The 14,575-nt window shown below is 52.4% G+C and carries 14 protein-coding genes; 8 read left to right on the forward strand and 6 right to left on the reverse strand.

Annotated elements, in window-relative coordinates; translation table 11 throughout:
• Window positions 1-14: 14 nt before the first annotated feature.
• On the reverse strand, window positions 15-2,678 hold the full coding sequence (gene aceE, locus F3J28_RS13260) for a pyruvate dehydrogenase (acetyl-transferring), homodimeric type (RefSeq protein WP_008461826.1): 2,664 nt from the start codon (window positions 2,676-2,678) through the stop codon (window positions 15-17).
• A gap of 145 nt (window positions 2,679-2,823) precedes the next feature.
• Entirely contained in the window at window positions 2,824-3,588 is a 765-nt protein-coding gene (gene pdhR, locus F3J28_RS13265) for a pyruvate dehydrogenase complex transcriptional repressor PdhR (protein ID WP_039290334.1), read from the reverse strand.
• Between the two features lie 537 nt (window positions 3,589-4,125).
• On the opposite strand from pdhR, the gene aroP reads away from it, so the two are divergent.
• Window positions 4,126-5,496, forward strand: a complete 1,371-nt coding sequence (gene aroP, locus F3J28_RS13270; protein WP_166876758.1) for an aromatic amino acid transporter AroP — start codon at window positions 4,126-4,128, stop codon at window positions 5,494-5,496.
• A 49-nt stretch (window positions 5,497-5,545) separates the two neighbouring features.
• Here aroP and ampE read toward each other — a convergent pair whose 3' ends face one another.
• Complete coding sequence (gene ampE, locus F3J28_RS13275; RefSeq protein WP_166876761.1) at window positions 5,546-6,400, reverse strand: beta-lactamase regulator AmpE; 855 nt, start codon at window positions 6,398-6,400, stop codon at window positions 5,546-5,548.
• On the reverse strand, window positions 6,397-6,960 hold the full coding sequence (gene ampD, locus F3J28_RS13280) for a 1,6-anhydro-N-acetylmuramyl-L-alanine amidase AmpD (RefSeq protein ID WP_166876764.1): 564 nt from the start codon (window positions 6,958-6,960) through the stop codon (window positions 6,397-6,399). The genes ampE and ampD overlap by 4 nt, the downstream gene beginning before the upstream one ends.
• 83 nt (window positions 6,961-7,043) lie before the next feature.
• Between ampD and nadC the strand changes: the two genes are divergently transcribed.
• The 4 genes from nadC (at window position 7,044) to hofC (ending at window position 11,152) form a co-directional block, all read left to right on the forward strand.
• Window positions 7,044-7,934, forward strand: a complete 891-nt coding sequence (gene nadC / locus F3J28_RS13285) for a carboxylating nicotinate-nucleotide diphosphorylase (RefSeq protein ID WP_166876766.1) — start codon at window positions 7,044-7,046, stop codon at window positions 7,932-7,934.
• A 185-nt stretch (window positions 7,935-8,119) separates the two neighbouring features.
• Window positions 8,120-8,575 (forward strand): prepilin peptidase-dependent pilin, encoded by a 456-nt coding sequence (gene ppdD, locus F3J28_RS13290; RefSeq protein ID WP_166876769.1) that lies wholly within the window; start codon window positions 8,120-8,122, stop codon window positions 8,573-8,575.
• Window positions 8,572-9,951 (forward strand): type II secretion system protein GspE, encoded by a 1,380-nt coding sequence (gspE, locus tag F3J28_RS13295; RefSeq protein WP_166876772.1) that lies wholly within the window; start codon window positions 8,572-8,574, stop codon window positions 9,949-9,951. The genes ppdD and gspE overlap by 4 nt, the downstream gene beginning before the upstream one ends.
• A complete protein-coding gene (hofC, locus tag F3J28_RS13300) occupies window positions 9,944-11,152 on the forward strand; it encodes a protein transport protein HofC (RefSeq protein WP_166876774.1) in 1,209 nt (402 codons plus the stop codon). Before gspE ends, hofC begins: the two co-directional genes overlap by 8 nt.
• A gap of 29 nt (window positions 11,153-11,181) precedes the next feature.
• Here hofC and F3J28_RS13305 read toward each other — a convergent pair whose 3' ends face one another.
• Window positions 11,182-12,225 (reverse strand): GMP reductase, encoded by a 1,044-nt coding sequence (locus tag F3J28_RS13305; protein WP_166876777.1) that lies wholly within the window; start codon window positions 12,223-12,225, stop codon window positions 11,182-11,184.
• A 387-nt stretch (window positions 12,226-12,612) separates the two neighbouring features.
• Here F3J28_RS13305 and coaE point away from each other — a divergent pair, with 387 nt between their 5' ends.
• Genes coaE through yacG form a run of 3 tightly spaced genes read left to right on the forward strand, consistent with a single transcriptional unit; the run spans window position 12,613 to window position 14,183 of the window.
• Window positions 12,613-13,233 (forward strand): dephospho-CoA kinase, encoded by a 621-nt coding sequence (gene coaE, locus F3J28_RS13310; RefSeq protein WP_166876779.1) that lies wholly within the window; start codon window positions 12,613-12,615, stop codon window positions 13,231-13,233.
• Window positions 13,233-13,976: a cell division protein ZapD gene (gene zapD / locus F3J28_RS13315; protein ID WP_008461814.1), complete on the forward strand. Its 744-nt coding sequence runs from the start codon at window positions 13,233-13,235 to the stop codon at window positions 13,974-13,976. Before coaE ends, zapD begins: the two co-directional genes overlap by 1 nt.
• Window positions 13,977-13,985: 9 nt before the next feature.
• The gene (yacG, locus tag F3J28_RS13320; RefSeq protein WP_008461812.1) at window positions 13,986-14,183 is read left to right on the forward strand and encodes a DNA gyrase inhibitor YacG; all 198 of its coding nucleotides are present in this window, start codon (window positions 13,986-13,988) and stop codon (window positions 14,181-14,183) included.
• On the opposite strand, the gene mutT is transcribed toward yacG, so the two are convergent.
• Window positions 14,180-14,569, reverse strand: coding sequence for an 8-oxo-dGTP diphosphatase MutT (gene mutT / locus F3J28_RS13325; protein WP_008461811.1), 390 nt, complete (start codon window positions 14,567-14,569; stop codon window positions 14,180-14,182). The genes yacG and mutT overlap by 4 nt on opposite strands.
• Window positions 14,570-14,575: the final 6 nt, after the last annotated feature.

Here is a 14,575-nt window from a genome sequence, read left to right on the forward strand (position 1 = left end):
TGTCTCTTTACCTCTTACGCCAGACGCGGGTTAACTTTTTCTGCATCGATGTTGAATTTAGTAATTGCGTCAGCAACCACTTTCTTATCGATTTCGCCACGTTTAGCCAGTTCGCCCAGGGCTGCTACGACCACGTAAGAAGCATCAACTTCGAAGTGGTGACGCAGGTTTTCGCGGCTGTCAGAACGACCGAAGCCGTCTGTGCCCAGTACGCGATAATCATCAGCTGGTACGTAAGTACGAACCTGCTCAGCGAACAGTTTCATATAGTCAGTAGAAGCAACCGCTGGAGCGTCGTTCATCACCTGAGCGATGTAAGGTACGCGCGGAGTTTCCATTGGGTGCAGCATGTTCCAGCGCTCACAATCCTGGCCATCACGAGCCAGTTCGGTGAAGGAGGTTACGCTGTACACGTCAGAGCCCACGCCGTAGTCGTTCGCCAGGATCTGTGCTGCTTCACGCACGTGACGCAGGATAGAACCGGAGCCCAGCAGCTGAACTTTACCTTTGCTACCTGCAACGGTTTCGAGTTTGTAGATACCTTTACGGATACCTTCCTCGGCACCTGCTGGCATAGCCGGCATGTGGTAGTTTTCGTTCAGGGTGGTGATGTAGTAATAAATGTTCTCTTGTGCTTCACCGTACATACGGGTCAGACCGTCGTGCATGATGACAGCCACTTCGTACGCGTAAGACGGATCGTAAGAGATACAGTTAGGAATAGTCAGAGACTGAATGTGGCTGTGGCCATCTTCGTGCTGCAGACCTTCACCGTTCAGCGTAGTACGACCGGAAGTCCCGCCGACCAGGAAGCCGCGAGCCTGTTGGTCGCCAGCCTGCCAGCACAGGTCACCGATACGCTGGAAACCGAACATCGAGTAGTAGATGTAGAACGGAATCATCGGCAGGTTGTTGGTGCTGTAAGAGGTCGCAGCCGCCAGCCAGGATGCGCCAGCACCCAGTTCGTTGATCCCTTCCTGCAGAATCTGGCCTTTCTCGTCTTCTTTGTAGTATGCAACCTGCTCGCGGTCCTGCGGGGTGTACTGCTGGCCGTTCGGGCTGTAGATACCGATCTGACGGAACAGACCTTCCATACCAAAGGTACGCGCTTCATCGGCGATGATTGGAACCAGACGGTCTTTGATAGACGGGTTCTTCAGCATCACGTTCAGGGCACGAACGAAGGCGATGGTGGTGGAGATCTCTTTGTTCTGCTCTTCCAGCAGCTGAGAGAAGTCTTCCAGCGCAGGCAATTCCAGTTTTTCGGAGAAGTTAGGCTGACGAGCAGGCAGGTAGCCTTTCAGCGCCTGACGACGTTCGTGCAGGTACTTGTGCTCTTCAGTGCCTTCTGGGAAGGTGATGTAAGACAGGTTTTCTACCTGCTCATCGGTCACTGGCACGTTGAAACGGTCGCGGATGTAACGCACGCCGTCCATGTTCATTTTCTTCACCTGGTGAGCGATGTTTTTACCTTCTGCGGTATCGCCCATGCCGTAACCTTTGATGGTGTGGGCCAGGATAACGGTCGCTTTACCTTTGGTTTCCTGCGCTTTTTTCAGTGCAGCGTAGACTTTCTTCGGATCGTGACCACCGCGGTTCAGGGCCCAGATCTGCTCATCAGTCCAGTCTGCAACCAGCGCTGCGGTTTCAGGGTATTTGCCGAAGAAGTGCTCACGAACGTAGGCACCGTCTTTGGATTTGAAGGTCTGGTAGTCACCGTCAACGGTTTCGTTCATCAGTTGGATCAGTTTACCGCTGGTGTCTTTACGCAGCAGCTCATCCCAACGACCGCCCCACATCACTTTGATAACGTTCCAGCCAGCACCGCTGAAGATGCCTTCCAGTTCGTTGATGATCTTGCCGTTACCGGTGACCGGACCATCCAGACGCTGCAGGTTACAGTTGATGATGAAGCACAGGTTGTCCAGCTTCTCACGGGTCGCGATGGTGATCGCGCCTTTAGATTCTGGCTCATCCATTTCACCGTCGCCCAGGAAGGCATAAACGGTTTGCTCAGAGGTGTCTTTCAGGCCACGGTGTTCCAGATATTTCAGGAATTTAGCCTGGTAGATCGCACCGATTGGGCCCAGACCCATGGAAACGGTCGGGAACTGCCAGAATTCTGGCATCAGTTTAGGGTGCGGATAAGAAGACAGACCTTTACCGTGAACTTCCTGACGGAAATTGTTCATCTGCTCTTCGGTCAGGCGGCCTTCAAGGAAAGCACGTGCATAGATGCCCGGAGAGATGTGGCCCTGGAAGTACACCAGATCGCCGCCGTCTTTCTCGTTGGCTGCACGGAAGAAGTGGTTGAAGCACACTTCGTAAACGGTCGCAGAAGACTGGAAGGATGCCATGTGGCCACCCAGTTCCAGATCTTTCTTGGATGCGCGCAGAACGGTCATGATGGCGTTCCAGCGGATAGCAGAACGGATACGGCGTTCCAGATCCAGATTGCCCGGGTATTCCGGTTCGTCTTCAACGGCAATGGTGTTCACATAGTTGCGAGCACCTGCAGAAGCAGCGACTTTCACACCGCCTTTGCTGGCTTCGGACAGCAGCTGATCGATCAGATACTGTGCACGCTCAACACCTTCTTCACGGATAACCGATTCGATCGCCTGTAGCCAGTCGCGAGTTTCAATCGGATCCACGTCATTTGGGAAACGTTCTGACATGGGGGTATTCCTTATCTGTCTAATACGTTGATTTATCTGGAACCTGTCCCATTGCGCTCTTGCCCGAATGAATTCGGGCAACTGAAGAAAAGAACGCAATAAGACAGGTTCTGTGTTTAGTTGCCGCGCGCTAAAAGTTTGGCGCTTAATCCTTACGTTGCTGAAGGAGACGGAGAGAGCGCTCACGACGGCTCTGCTCGCGGCTGCGATCCAGCAATATTTCCTCAATAAACGCCAGGTGACGGTGCGACGCTTCTCGCGCCTGCTCCGGCTGGCGAGCCATAATCGCCGCAAAAATGCTGGCGCGATGGCTGCTCACTTGCGCCAACATCTCGCGGCGCGCGTAGAGCAATTCAAAATTCTGGCGAACGTTCTGTTCGAGCATAGGCTCCATGCAGCGCAATAAATGAAGAAGCACAACATTATGCGCGGCTTCGGTTACGGCAATTTGATACTGCATGACGGCATCGGCTTCGGCGTCTAAATCACCGGACTCCTGAGCCTGCTGGATGGCAATATGGCAATCACCAATGCGCGAGAGATCTTCTTCGGTTCCGCGCAGCGCCGCGTAATAAGCAGCAATACCTTCAAGCGCATGGCGGGTTTCAAGTAGATCAAACTGGGATTCGGGATGGTCTGAGAGCAGTTCGACCAGCGGGTCGCTCAGGCTCTGCCAAAGGCTGTTCTGGACAAAAGTACCGCCGCCCTGGCGACGAAGCAGCAAACCCTTGGCTTCGAGACGCTGGATGGCCTCGCGCAGCGAAGGACGGGAAACATCAAATTGTTTCGCCAGTTCGCGTTCAGGTGGAAGTTTTTCGCCCGGGCGTAGAGTGCCCTCAAGGATGAGAAACTCCAGCTGCTGCTCTATCACATCGGATAATTTTGGTTGGCGGATTTTGCTGTAGGCCATCGTTCCCTATCTCTGCCATTAGCCCGGAGTCAATTGGTAAGACCAATTTCACGTTCGTGAGGCTAAAAGTAACAAAGTATTCACCTTCTGTCCATATTGGTTTTGATTGAAATCATGAAAGCAGGCACATTTTAACAATAACAAAAGAAGGGCTTTTCAAAACCATAACCTGGGCACTAACTCGCGTTTACCCACAAAGCGGTAAGTTAACGTTTCTGAAACGATATATTTTTCAAAAACAACCGAAAGACGCGGTGAATGTATGTCATTTTTGTGACGCAAAACGGCCGCTCAAGAAGTATTCCCGACTCACCTTCTCCTCCCCTCTTTTTTACAAATGGTTTCTTTTTGCCCAACTCGTCAGAGCAGTGGCAGAAAGCAGGTGCAAAGGCCTGCGCTTAACATTATTCTTTGCGATGCGGTAGCCCTATCCGCAAAATTCATAATTGATAACCGTAAAAAAAAGACTACACATTACGGAATACAACAATTACATCCGCGTCAATGTAGCGCAGACATTAACCACTACGAGGTTACATGATGGAAGGTCAACAGCACGGCGACACGCTGAAGCGCGGTCTTAAAAACCGCCACATTCAGCTTATCGCGCTGGGTGGAGCTATCGGGACGGGCCTGTTTCTGGGCAGCGCATCCGTCATCCAGTCGGCAGGTCCGGCAATTATTCTCGGCTATGCTATCGCCGGGTTTATCGCATTTTTAATTATGCGCCAGCTGGGTGAAATGGTCGTTGAGGAGCCGGTAGCCGGTTCATTCAGCCACTTCGCTTATAAATACTGGGGTGGTTTTGCAGGCTTCGCATCAGGCTGGAATTACTGGGTACTCTATGTCCTGGTCGCCATGGCTGAACTGACGGCCGTCGGCAAATACATCCAATTCTGGTGGCCGGAGATCCCAACCTGGGCTACGGCGGCGGTGTTCTTCGTTGCTATCAACGCCATCAACTTAACTAACGTTAAAGTCTTTGGTGAGATGGAGTTTTGGTTCGCTATCATCAAAGTAGTAGCGGTTATCGCCATGATTCTGTTCGGCGGCTGGTTACTCTTTAGCGGCAACGGTGGCCCACAGGCGTCCGTCAGCAACCTCTGGGATCAGGGTGGCTTCCTGCCGCACGGCATCACCGGCCTGGTCATGATGATGGCTATCATTATGTTTTCCTTCGGCGGTCTTGAGCTGGTCGGTATTACCGCCGCTGAAGCAGACAACCCGGAAGTGAGCATTCCAAAAGCGACCAACCAGGTTATCTACCGTATTCTGATTTTCTATGTGGGTTCGCTGGCGATTCTGCTGTCCCTGCTGCCGTGGACGCGCGTGACCGCAGACACCAGCCCGTTCGTGCTGATCTTCCATGAGCTGGGCGACACTTTCGTGGCTAACGCTCTGAATATCGTGGTGCTCACCGCCGCCCTGTCGGTTTACAACAGCTGCGTTTACTGCAACAGCCGTATGCTGTTCGGTCTGGCACAGCAGGGGAACGCGCCGAAGATGTTGAAAAGCGTCGATAAGCGCGGTGTACCGGTGAACACGATTCTGGTTTCCGCAGGCTTTACCGCCCTTTGCGTGCTGATTAACTACCTGGCACCGGAATCCGCTTTCGGCCTGCTGATGGCGCTGGTTGTCTCAGCCCTGGTGATCAACTGGGCGATGATCAGCCTGGCTCACATGAAGTTCCGCCGTGCTAAGCAGCAGCAAGGGGTGAAAACCCGCTTCCCTGCCCTGTTCTATCCGTTAGGAAACTGGGTCTGCCTGCTGTTTATGGTTGGCGTGTTGGTCATCATGCTGATAACGCCAGGCATGGCCATCTCGGTTTACCTGATCCCAGTGTGGATTGCGATTCTGGGCGTCGGTTATTTCCTGAAGCAGAAAAACCTGAAGGCAGTGAAAGCCTGATAAATAAAACGCCCCGCAATGCGGGGCGTTTTATTACAACCTTCCGGCCCTAAACCAAAGTGCCGTAAATCGTCAGTAACGCCACCACGACCACAATCACCAATGAAATCTTCTTCGCCAGCGATACCGCAGCTTTCGGTGTTTTCATCTTATCCTGATGGGGTTCTCTCGCCAGCGAGTACTGTGCCAGTTGTGTGAGAACCTGGTATTGAGAGGTATGCCTGTCGGCAAGGGATGCAAACCAGGCCGGCAGCGCTCGCTCACCGTGACCCAACAGAGCATAAGCGACACCCACCAAACGCACGGGCACCCAGTCAAGAATATGAAGAATGCCGTCAATTCCCGAGAGCAAGCGCTCGTGTGCCGTATGGTGCCGGGCAAGCCATGTCTGCCATGCGCGCAGGAAAGCATACCCTGCGAGCGTAACCGGCCCCCATGTTCCGCCCACCACAAACCAAAACAGCGGCGCGAGATAGAAACGGAAGTTAATCCACAGCAGCGCGTTTTGTAGCTCGCGCAGGTATTCACGCTCGCTGCACTCAGGCGGAACACCATGAATCAATGTAAGCTCTGCAGCCATTGCATCACGGGCATGTTCATCATCATGGCTGGCGGCTTTAAGATACGAATGGTAATGCAGCCTGACCTGCCCGGCCCCGATGCAAAGCACACCCAGCGCAATCCAGAACACCAGCAGTGGGACGTTGAATAGTAGCCCATGCAAAGCACGAAGAATCAGGAAAACCACGGCCATAAATGCAGCGGTCATTAACAGCGTTCTTAACAGAGAAAAATGCTTAACCCGTCCAAACAGGACTTCAAGACGATGATCTAACTGCCAGTGTTCGCCCATTTTGAACAATCGCTCGCCCATCAGGACTAACAGCAGGGTAAACAGGGTCATGTGCTCTCCTTGTCAGTTGCCTCTTCAACCGCACCCAAAAAGCGCGGCCAGTCAAACGAAGGGCCTGGATCGGTCTTCCGACCAGGTGCTATATCGCTGTGGCCCGTGATGTTTTTCGCCATATCAGGATAGTGTTGAATCAGTAAGTTAGCTAAGGCTGTGAGTTGTTCATATTGAGCGTCGGTATAGGCCAGCGTATCGGTACCTTCCAGCTCAATACCGATAGAAAAGTCGTTGCACTTTTCTCTTCCCTGATAGCTCGAGACGCCCGCATGCCAGGCTCGTTTATCGAAAGGGACGTACTGAACAATTTCGCCGTCCCGGCGAATCAGACAATGGGCTGACACGCGCAAATGCGAAATACCGGCAAAGTAAGGGTGCGCTGCAGGATCGAGCGTTCCGGCAAATAACGCATCAATCCAGGGGCCGCCAAACTCCCCCGGCGGCAAACTGATATTGTGCACCACCAGCAATGAGGGGTTTTCCTCTTCCGGTCGGCCGTCACAATGCGGGGATGGCAGATGTTTTACCCCCACCAGCCAGCCGTCTTTAAGCTGCATGAGAGGTTCTCCTTAGAGTGGTACTTGAAGTCGCTTCAGAGTAGCATGAAACAATATTAACTTATTCATTCTGGAGTTTAATCATGCCGCCCCGCCGTTATAATCCTGACCGCCGACGTGACGAGCTGCTCGAACGAATTACCCTCGATATCCCTCTCGCCGTAGCCCAGGCGCTGCGGGAAGATCTGGGCGGTGAAGTCGACCCAAACAACGACATCACGGCACAATTATTACCCCCAGAAAACACGTCGCATGCGGTTGTTATCACCCGCGAAAATGGCATTTTTTGCGGTAAACGCTGGGTAGAAGAAGTCTTTATTCAGCTTGGCGGCGAGGTGACGGTGACCTGGCATGTCGAAGATGGCGCTGAAGTCACCATCAATCAGCCACTTTTTGAGCTTAATGGCCCGGCCCGTATTCTCTTGACCGGAGAAAGAACGGCGCTGAACTTCGTACAAACGCTCTCAGGCGTAGCCAGCGAAGTTAACAGTTACGTGGCGCTGCTTGAGGGCACTAAAACGCAGTTGCTGGATACCCGTAAAACGCTTCCGGGCCTGCGCACCGCGCTGAAATATGCCGTGCTATGCGGCGGGGGCAGCAACCATCGCCTCGGCCTTTCCGATGCTTTCCTGATCAAAGAAAATCACATTATTGCTTCCGGCTCTATTCGTCAGGCAGTGGAGAAAGCATTCTGGATGCACCCTGACGTGCCGGTAGAAGTGGAAGTTGAGTCACTGGATGAATTGGAACAAGCGCTCAAAGCTGGGGCTGACATCATCATGCTGGACAACTTTACCGTTGAGCAAATGCGTGAAGCCGTGGCACTCACCCAAGGGAAAGCGCGCCTGGAAGTCTCTGGCAACGTGACCAAAGAGACGCTGAGAACATTCGCTGATACCGGCGTGGACTACATCTCCGTAGGCGCTCTGACTAAGCACATACGCGCCCTCGACTTGTCTATGCGCTTCCGCTAATGCAACACCACGGCGGGCCGGCCATTACCGCGCCCGCTTTTTTGCGTACTGACTTCCATTTTTATTGTCGATACATACAACTGCATTAAATAACTCGGAAGGCATTTCCCGAATGTCCGTTTCCCTGTTCGCTATTGCTTAGCCTGTTCAGCACAGTGTTGCTCTCTAACCAAAAGGAGCGACAGATGAACAAGCAAAAAGGATTTACGCTAATTGAGCTAATGGTGGTGATAGGCATCATCGCCATTCTGAGCGCCATCGGCATTCCTGGATATCAAAACTACCTTCGTAAAGCAGCATTGACCGATATGCTGCAAACCTTCCTGCCCTATCGTACCGCCGTCGAACTTTGTGCCATCGAGCGTGGAGGGATCTCCGGTTGCAATGCAGGCAGTAACGGCATCGCTGAAACCAAAACGACGCGCTACATCAGTTCAATGAGCGTTGCCAGCGGGATTGTGACGCTCAACGGCCAGGAATCCCTGAACGGGCTGGCGGTTACGTTCACCCCTCAGTGGAGCGACGCTAACGGCGTAACCGGCTGGGCAAGGGTCTGCAGTGCTGAAAACGGATCGCCGCTGAAACAAGCCTGTGAAGATGTTTTCCGCTTTAACGAAACGCAAGCGGGGGCTGATAAATGAGCACAAAAGAACAGCTTAACTCCCTATGCCAGCACTACAACGCCATACTGATAGAGGAAACGCCTGACGCGGTACGAATTGCTGCGGTTGAAGCCCCAAACGAGCAAATGTACGAGGCGCTCCGCTTTCTTTGTGATAAACACATTGATGTAGAGATCTGGCCCATTGAACGGCTCGAGAAATGGCAAACCCTGGAGCCCTCTCAGCCTTCGGAGCACGACCGCAGCAGTTCAGTGGTCGCACTTTTGAATACAACACTTGCCACCGCCGTACAGCAGCGTGCATCCGATATCCATTTTGAGCCCTTCGAAAATGCCTATCGAATTCGGCTTCGCATTGATGGCGTGCTGCAATGTCAACCACTACTACCTCAGGCAATGGCAGCGTCCGTCACTGCAAGGCTCAAAATTCTGGCTAACCTGGATATCGCGGAAAAGCGGCTGCCTCAGGACGGACAAATGGACTACCTCGCCGAGGAGGTGAAAGCGTCATTTCGCGTCTCGACGCTGCCTTGCCGATACGGCGAGAAGGTCGTTTTACGGCTTCTTCAGCAGGGCAAACAGCATATGGACATTCATTCTCTGGGGATGTCAGTGGATGAAAAAAAACAACTTCAGCAATCACTCCTGGCCCCGCAGGGGATGATTCTGGTAACCGGTCCTACAGGGAGCGGAAAAACCATTACGCTGTATAGTGCCCTGGCGGCGCTTAACCAATCGGGTATCAACGTCTGCAGCGTAGAAGATCCAATAGAAATTCCTCAGGAAGGGCTGAACCAGACGCAGATAAACCCTAAGGCTGGTCTCACCTTTCAGCACGTCCTGCGCGCATTACTGAGGCAGGATCCAGACGTCATTATGGTCGGTGAAATCAGGGATGGTGAAACAGCAGAAATTGCCATCAAAGCTGCCCAGACCGGGCACCTGGTTTTATCGACATTGCACACCAACTCCACCGTTGAAACGCTTGTCCGCCTGGAGCAAATGGCCATTCCTCGCTGGATGATCGCGTCTGCCTTGAATATCATCGTGGCTCAAAGGCTGGTGAGAAAGCTTTGCCCTCACTGCAAAACACACCACGAACCAGCCATAACATTACCGGGACACATTTGGCCTTCCGCGCTGCCCAATTGGCATCCGACAGGATGTGAACGTTGCTACGGAGGATATTATGGGCGAACAGCGTTATTTGAAATCCTGCCGCTATCCGCCGCTCTAAGACAAGCCATCACGCAAGGCGAATCCGCAAGTAACATTGAAAGACTCGCCAGAGAGCAAGGGATGAGTACGCTTTTCGAAAATGGCTGCGTTGCCGTAGCACAAGGCCATACGACACTGGAAGAGGTTTACCGCGTGCTAGGTGTGCCACATGCCTAAACCTCTGCTTTGGCGATGGGAAGCCATAGACCACGAAGGCCAATTAAAAAATGGTGAATCGCTTGCCGTCGAGCGCACTTCTCTTGAGGAGGAGCTTGCTCAGCAGCAGCTTCAGCTCCTGTCCGTTAAAAAATCATCGCTGTCAGGAAGATCCTGTTGGCATATTCAGCACAAAATTGACTTTGTCCGGCAACTTGCAGCGCTGATCCATGCCGGTATCGCCTTAACTGACGCGCTGTTGCTCATAGCCCGACAGCATCCCAAACCTGCATGGTCGGCATTATTACAGCACATAGAACGACAGGTAGCGCAGGGCATACCGTTTTCCGAAGCGCTTAAGCAATGGCCCCATATCTTCCCGCCCCTGTTTATTGCATTACTGCATACCGGAGAGCTGACGGGAAGGCTTGCAGATTGCTGCCAGCGGCTGGCAGAACAACAAGAACAACACTACCAACTCAGCAAAAAGGTCGTAAAAGCCCTGCGTTATCCGCTCTTTATTTTGATTGTTGCACTGCTGGTAACCGCAGGCATGGTTGGGTTTGTTCTGCCTGAGTTTGCCAATATCTATCGTTCTTTTAACGCGCCTCTGCCCGCGATCACCCAGGCCGTTATGAGTATTTCAGAGTGGGCAACGTCTCAAGGAGGATGGTGGATTTTAACCGCTATGCTCTTAGCCGTTATAGGTTGGTGGCTTCGCCGCACCCAACCCGCCATTCGAGAAAAAGAACAATTACTGCTGTTAAAAATACCGGTCATTGCTCCCTTGAGGCGAGGCCAGCTACTCAGCCAGATATTTACCGTACTAACGCTGTCTCAGCACTCTGGCGTCCCCCTGTTACAGGGTCTTGAAGCGGTTGAAAAAACGCTGACCCAGACGTTCTGGCAACGGCAAATTACTGATATACGCGATCGGGTTTCCGAGGGAAAGCCCCTCTGGCAGGCGTTGGAGCAGTCGGGGTATTTCACACCACTTTGCCAACAGTTGGTTCGAATTGGTGAAGAATCCGGTTCTCTGGATCTGATGCTTGAGCGCCTGGCGCGCTGGCATTATGAGAAAACGCAGGAGCTGGCTGAAAATCTTGCCGCCACGCTGGAGCCAGTCATGATGCTGGTCATTGGCTTGATTATTGGCACGCTGGTGATAGCCATGTATCTACCTATTTTCCAGATGGGGGATGCCATGGGAGGAGGAGGATGACGCAGTCTGAACTGCGTCATCGATGCTCATCAGAGGCTATTGAAAACGCGGTTTTCCTGTTCCGCTACGCGGATGAAAGTTGTGCGTTTAGTCAGCTCTTTAAGGCGAGAGGCACCTACATAGGTACAGGCAGAACGCAGGCCGCCAAGGATATCGCGAGCGGTAATTTCCACCGGCCCTCGCAGAGGCAACTTAACGGTTTTTCCTTCTGCAGCGCGGTACTGCGCGACACCGCCTACGTGGCGGGTCATGGCAGACTCGGAGCTCATGCCGTAGAACAACATAAACTTCTCGCCATCCTGCTCAACAACGGTACCACCGCTTTCTTCATGCCCTGCCAGCATACCGCCCAGCATAACGAAGTCAGCTCCACCACCAAAGGCTTTAGCCACATCGCCCGGCACAGTGCAGCCACCGTCGCTGACGATCTGGCCTCCTAAGCCGTGAGCTGCATCAGCACATTCAATCACGGCGGAAAGCTGAGGATACCCCACGCCGGTTTTAACGCGCGTGGTGCATACAGAGCCTGGGCCAATGCCCACTTTCACGATATCGGCCCCGGACAGAATCAATTCTTCACACATTTCACCGGTAACCACGTTACCCGCACAGATAACTTTATCAGGCCAAGCTTCGCGGGCTTTGCTGACGAACTGGGTGAAGTGCTCAGAGTAGCCGTTCGCCACGTCGATGCAGATAAATTTCAGTGCAGGAGTCAGAGCCAGAATCTGCTTAGTTTTGGCAAAATCTGCATCAGAAGTGCCGGTTGAGACCATGATATGGCGTAACAGGTTTTCAGGCACGGAACGAATAAAATTGCTCCACTCTTCTACAGAGTAGTGTTTGTGCACGGCGGTAAGAATATCGAATGAGGCCAGCGCCTGCGCCATCGCGAAAGTGCCTACGGTGTCCATATTCGCAGCAATAATAGGGACGCCAGACCAGGTGATACCGGAATGCTTAAATGTGAATTGACGTTCCAGCTCAACGTCTGAACGGCTTTTGAGGGTGGAGCGTTTTGGGCGAATTAAAACGTCTTTAAAACCTAACTTCAAATCTTCTTCAATACGCATGATGCAGATCCCTGGGTCGAATGGCGATGAACGCGATCGGCGGTAGGCTCTTCATTACTCAAGACAGAGAACAACGGCAAGCCCGGAACCCAGATATACAGAAATCAGACGCTGGGGTGAGCAAGCACGGAAAACGTACCTGTGGCTTAAAGTAAAACGAGCAAACAACAGCCAACTCCAGTGACGCTATCATACGCAGTAATAATGACTCCGCAAGACTGCGAAAACCGACTTTTTTACGCTACAATCGTTTAAATTTACCTGGTAAACGGTAAAAAGCCCGCAGACGGCGAATACCCGATTTTTACGTGAAATAAAATCACCTAAAATCACGCCACTAAAGACTTTTTATCTTATTGATAAATATAGCATCAGGATCGGTTATTTATGGTTTACACGGTTGCACTTACGGGCGGCATTGGCAGTGGTAAAAGTACCATCGCCGAAGCCTTTTCCCGCGCTGGAGTCACCGTCATAGATGCAGATGTAATTGCCCGTCAGGTTGTTGAGCCAGGTCAACGTGCGTTAGCTCTCATTTCTCAACATTTTGGCCCAAAGATCCTTCTGGAAGATGGTTCTTTAAACCGTCGAGCGTTGAGAGAAACGATCTTCAGCTCCCCGCAGCAAAAGCAATGGGTTAATAACCTGCTACATCCTATTATCCAGCAGCAAACTCGTGATGAGATTGCTCGTGCTACCTCACCTTACGTGTTGTGGGTAGTCCCTCTGCTGGTAGAAAACAATCTGCAACAAAAGGCAGACCGGATTTTAGTGGTGGATGTTTCCCCCGAGACCCAGATTGCGCGTACTATGCTGCGGGACAATGTTTCCCGCGAACACGCCCAACAGATTCTGGACGCTCAGGCGTCCCGGGAAGCTCGCCTCGCCGTAGCAGATGATGTAATTAATAATGACGGCAGTCCCCAGGACGTTGTCGTGCATGTTGACCGCCTGCATCGCCAGTACCTGAAACTGGCTAGTCTGGCCGCACAACAGGAAGCAGAATGATGAACACTCAGGTTCTTTTCGAACACCCATTGAATGAGAAAATGCGCACATGGCTGCGTATTGAGTTTTTGATCCAACAGATGCAGTCAGCACTTCCTATCAATGACAGCGCAAAGGCGCTGCATTTTTTTCGTAACGTCGGTGACTTACTGGATGTGTTTGAAAGGGGCGAAATTCGCACCGATATTCTCAAAGAGATAAGCCGTCAGCAGCGTAAACTGCTGAGCTGGTCAGAAGTCCCGGGGGTTGATATGCAGCGCATCGACTCGCTGCGAAGCCAGTTGGAGAGCTGCGGCAGCGTGTTGATGGCCGCGCCGCGCATCGGGCAAATTCTGCGAGAAGATCGCCTTATTGCGCTGGTACGCCAGCGGCTTAGCATCCCAGGCGGCTGCTGTAGCTTCGACCTGCCTACCCTGCACATTTGGCTTTATCTGCCGCAGGAACAACGCGATGCTCAGGTTCATTTTTGGCTAAACAGTCTCGAACCAGTGAAACAGTCGCTCGATCTTCTGCTGGACATCATCCGCAATTCTGCGCCATTCCGGAAACAAACCAGCCTCAATGGATTCTACCAGGACAATGGCGACGATGCCGACCTGCTTCGTCTTCATCTCACTCTCGGCGATCAGCTTTATCCACAGATTTCCGGCCACAAAAGCCGCTTTGCGATTCGTTTTATGCCGCTGGATTCAGAAAATGGCCTGGTGCCTGAACGCCTCGACTTTGAGCTGGCCTGCTGCTAAGGAAAAAACATGAACGAAGAAACCATCGTTAATTGTCCTGGCTGCGGCAAAGCGGTTATCTGGAACGAAAGCAGCCCATACCGACCATTTTGCAGCAAGCGCTGCCAGCTAATCGACCTGGGCGAGTGGGCCGCTGAGGAAAAACGTATTCCCAGCAGCGGCGACCTCTCTGAAAGCGAAGGCTGGAGCGAAGAACAGGAACGCTAATCGTTTAGCAGCTTTAAAATGACGGGCTCATTGGCTGGCGGAAACTCGTCGGCGATGAGTTCCCCTTGAGCAACCCAACGCCCGGGTTGCCCTTCTTTGCCCCAGGGTTCACCTTCCCAACTTTCTATCAGATAGAACCACAGGGAAATATGACGATCCGGGAACTGGTACTCCAGGGTTTCAAACAGGCTGGCACTTTGCACCACAATACCGGTTTCTTCCTGTAGTTCCCGGATAACGGCCTGTTCCGGGGATTCACCTGCCTCAATCTTCCCGCCGGGAAATTCCCATTTGTTCGCCATGTGCGCATCGGCTGCGCGCTGCGTGATAAAAATTTCACCCTGTTGATTACGGATAATGCCGACAGCGATTTGCAGTTGCTTCATATTCTC

It is taken from the genome of Enterobacter sp. Ap-1006, assembly GCF_011752835.1.
In the GTDB taxonomy this organism is placed as follows: Bacteria; Pseudomonadota; Gammaproteobacteria; order Enterobacterales; family Enterobacteriaceae; genus Cedecea.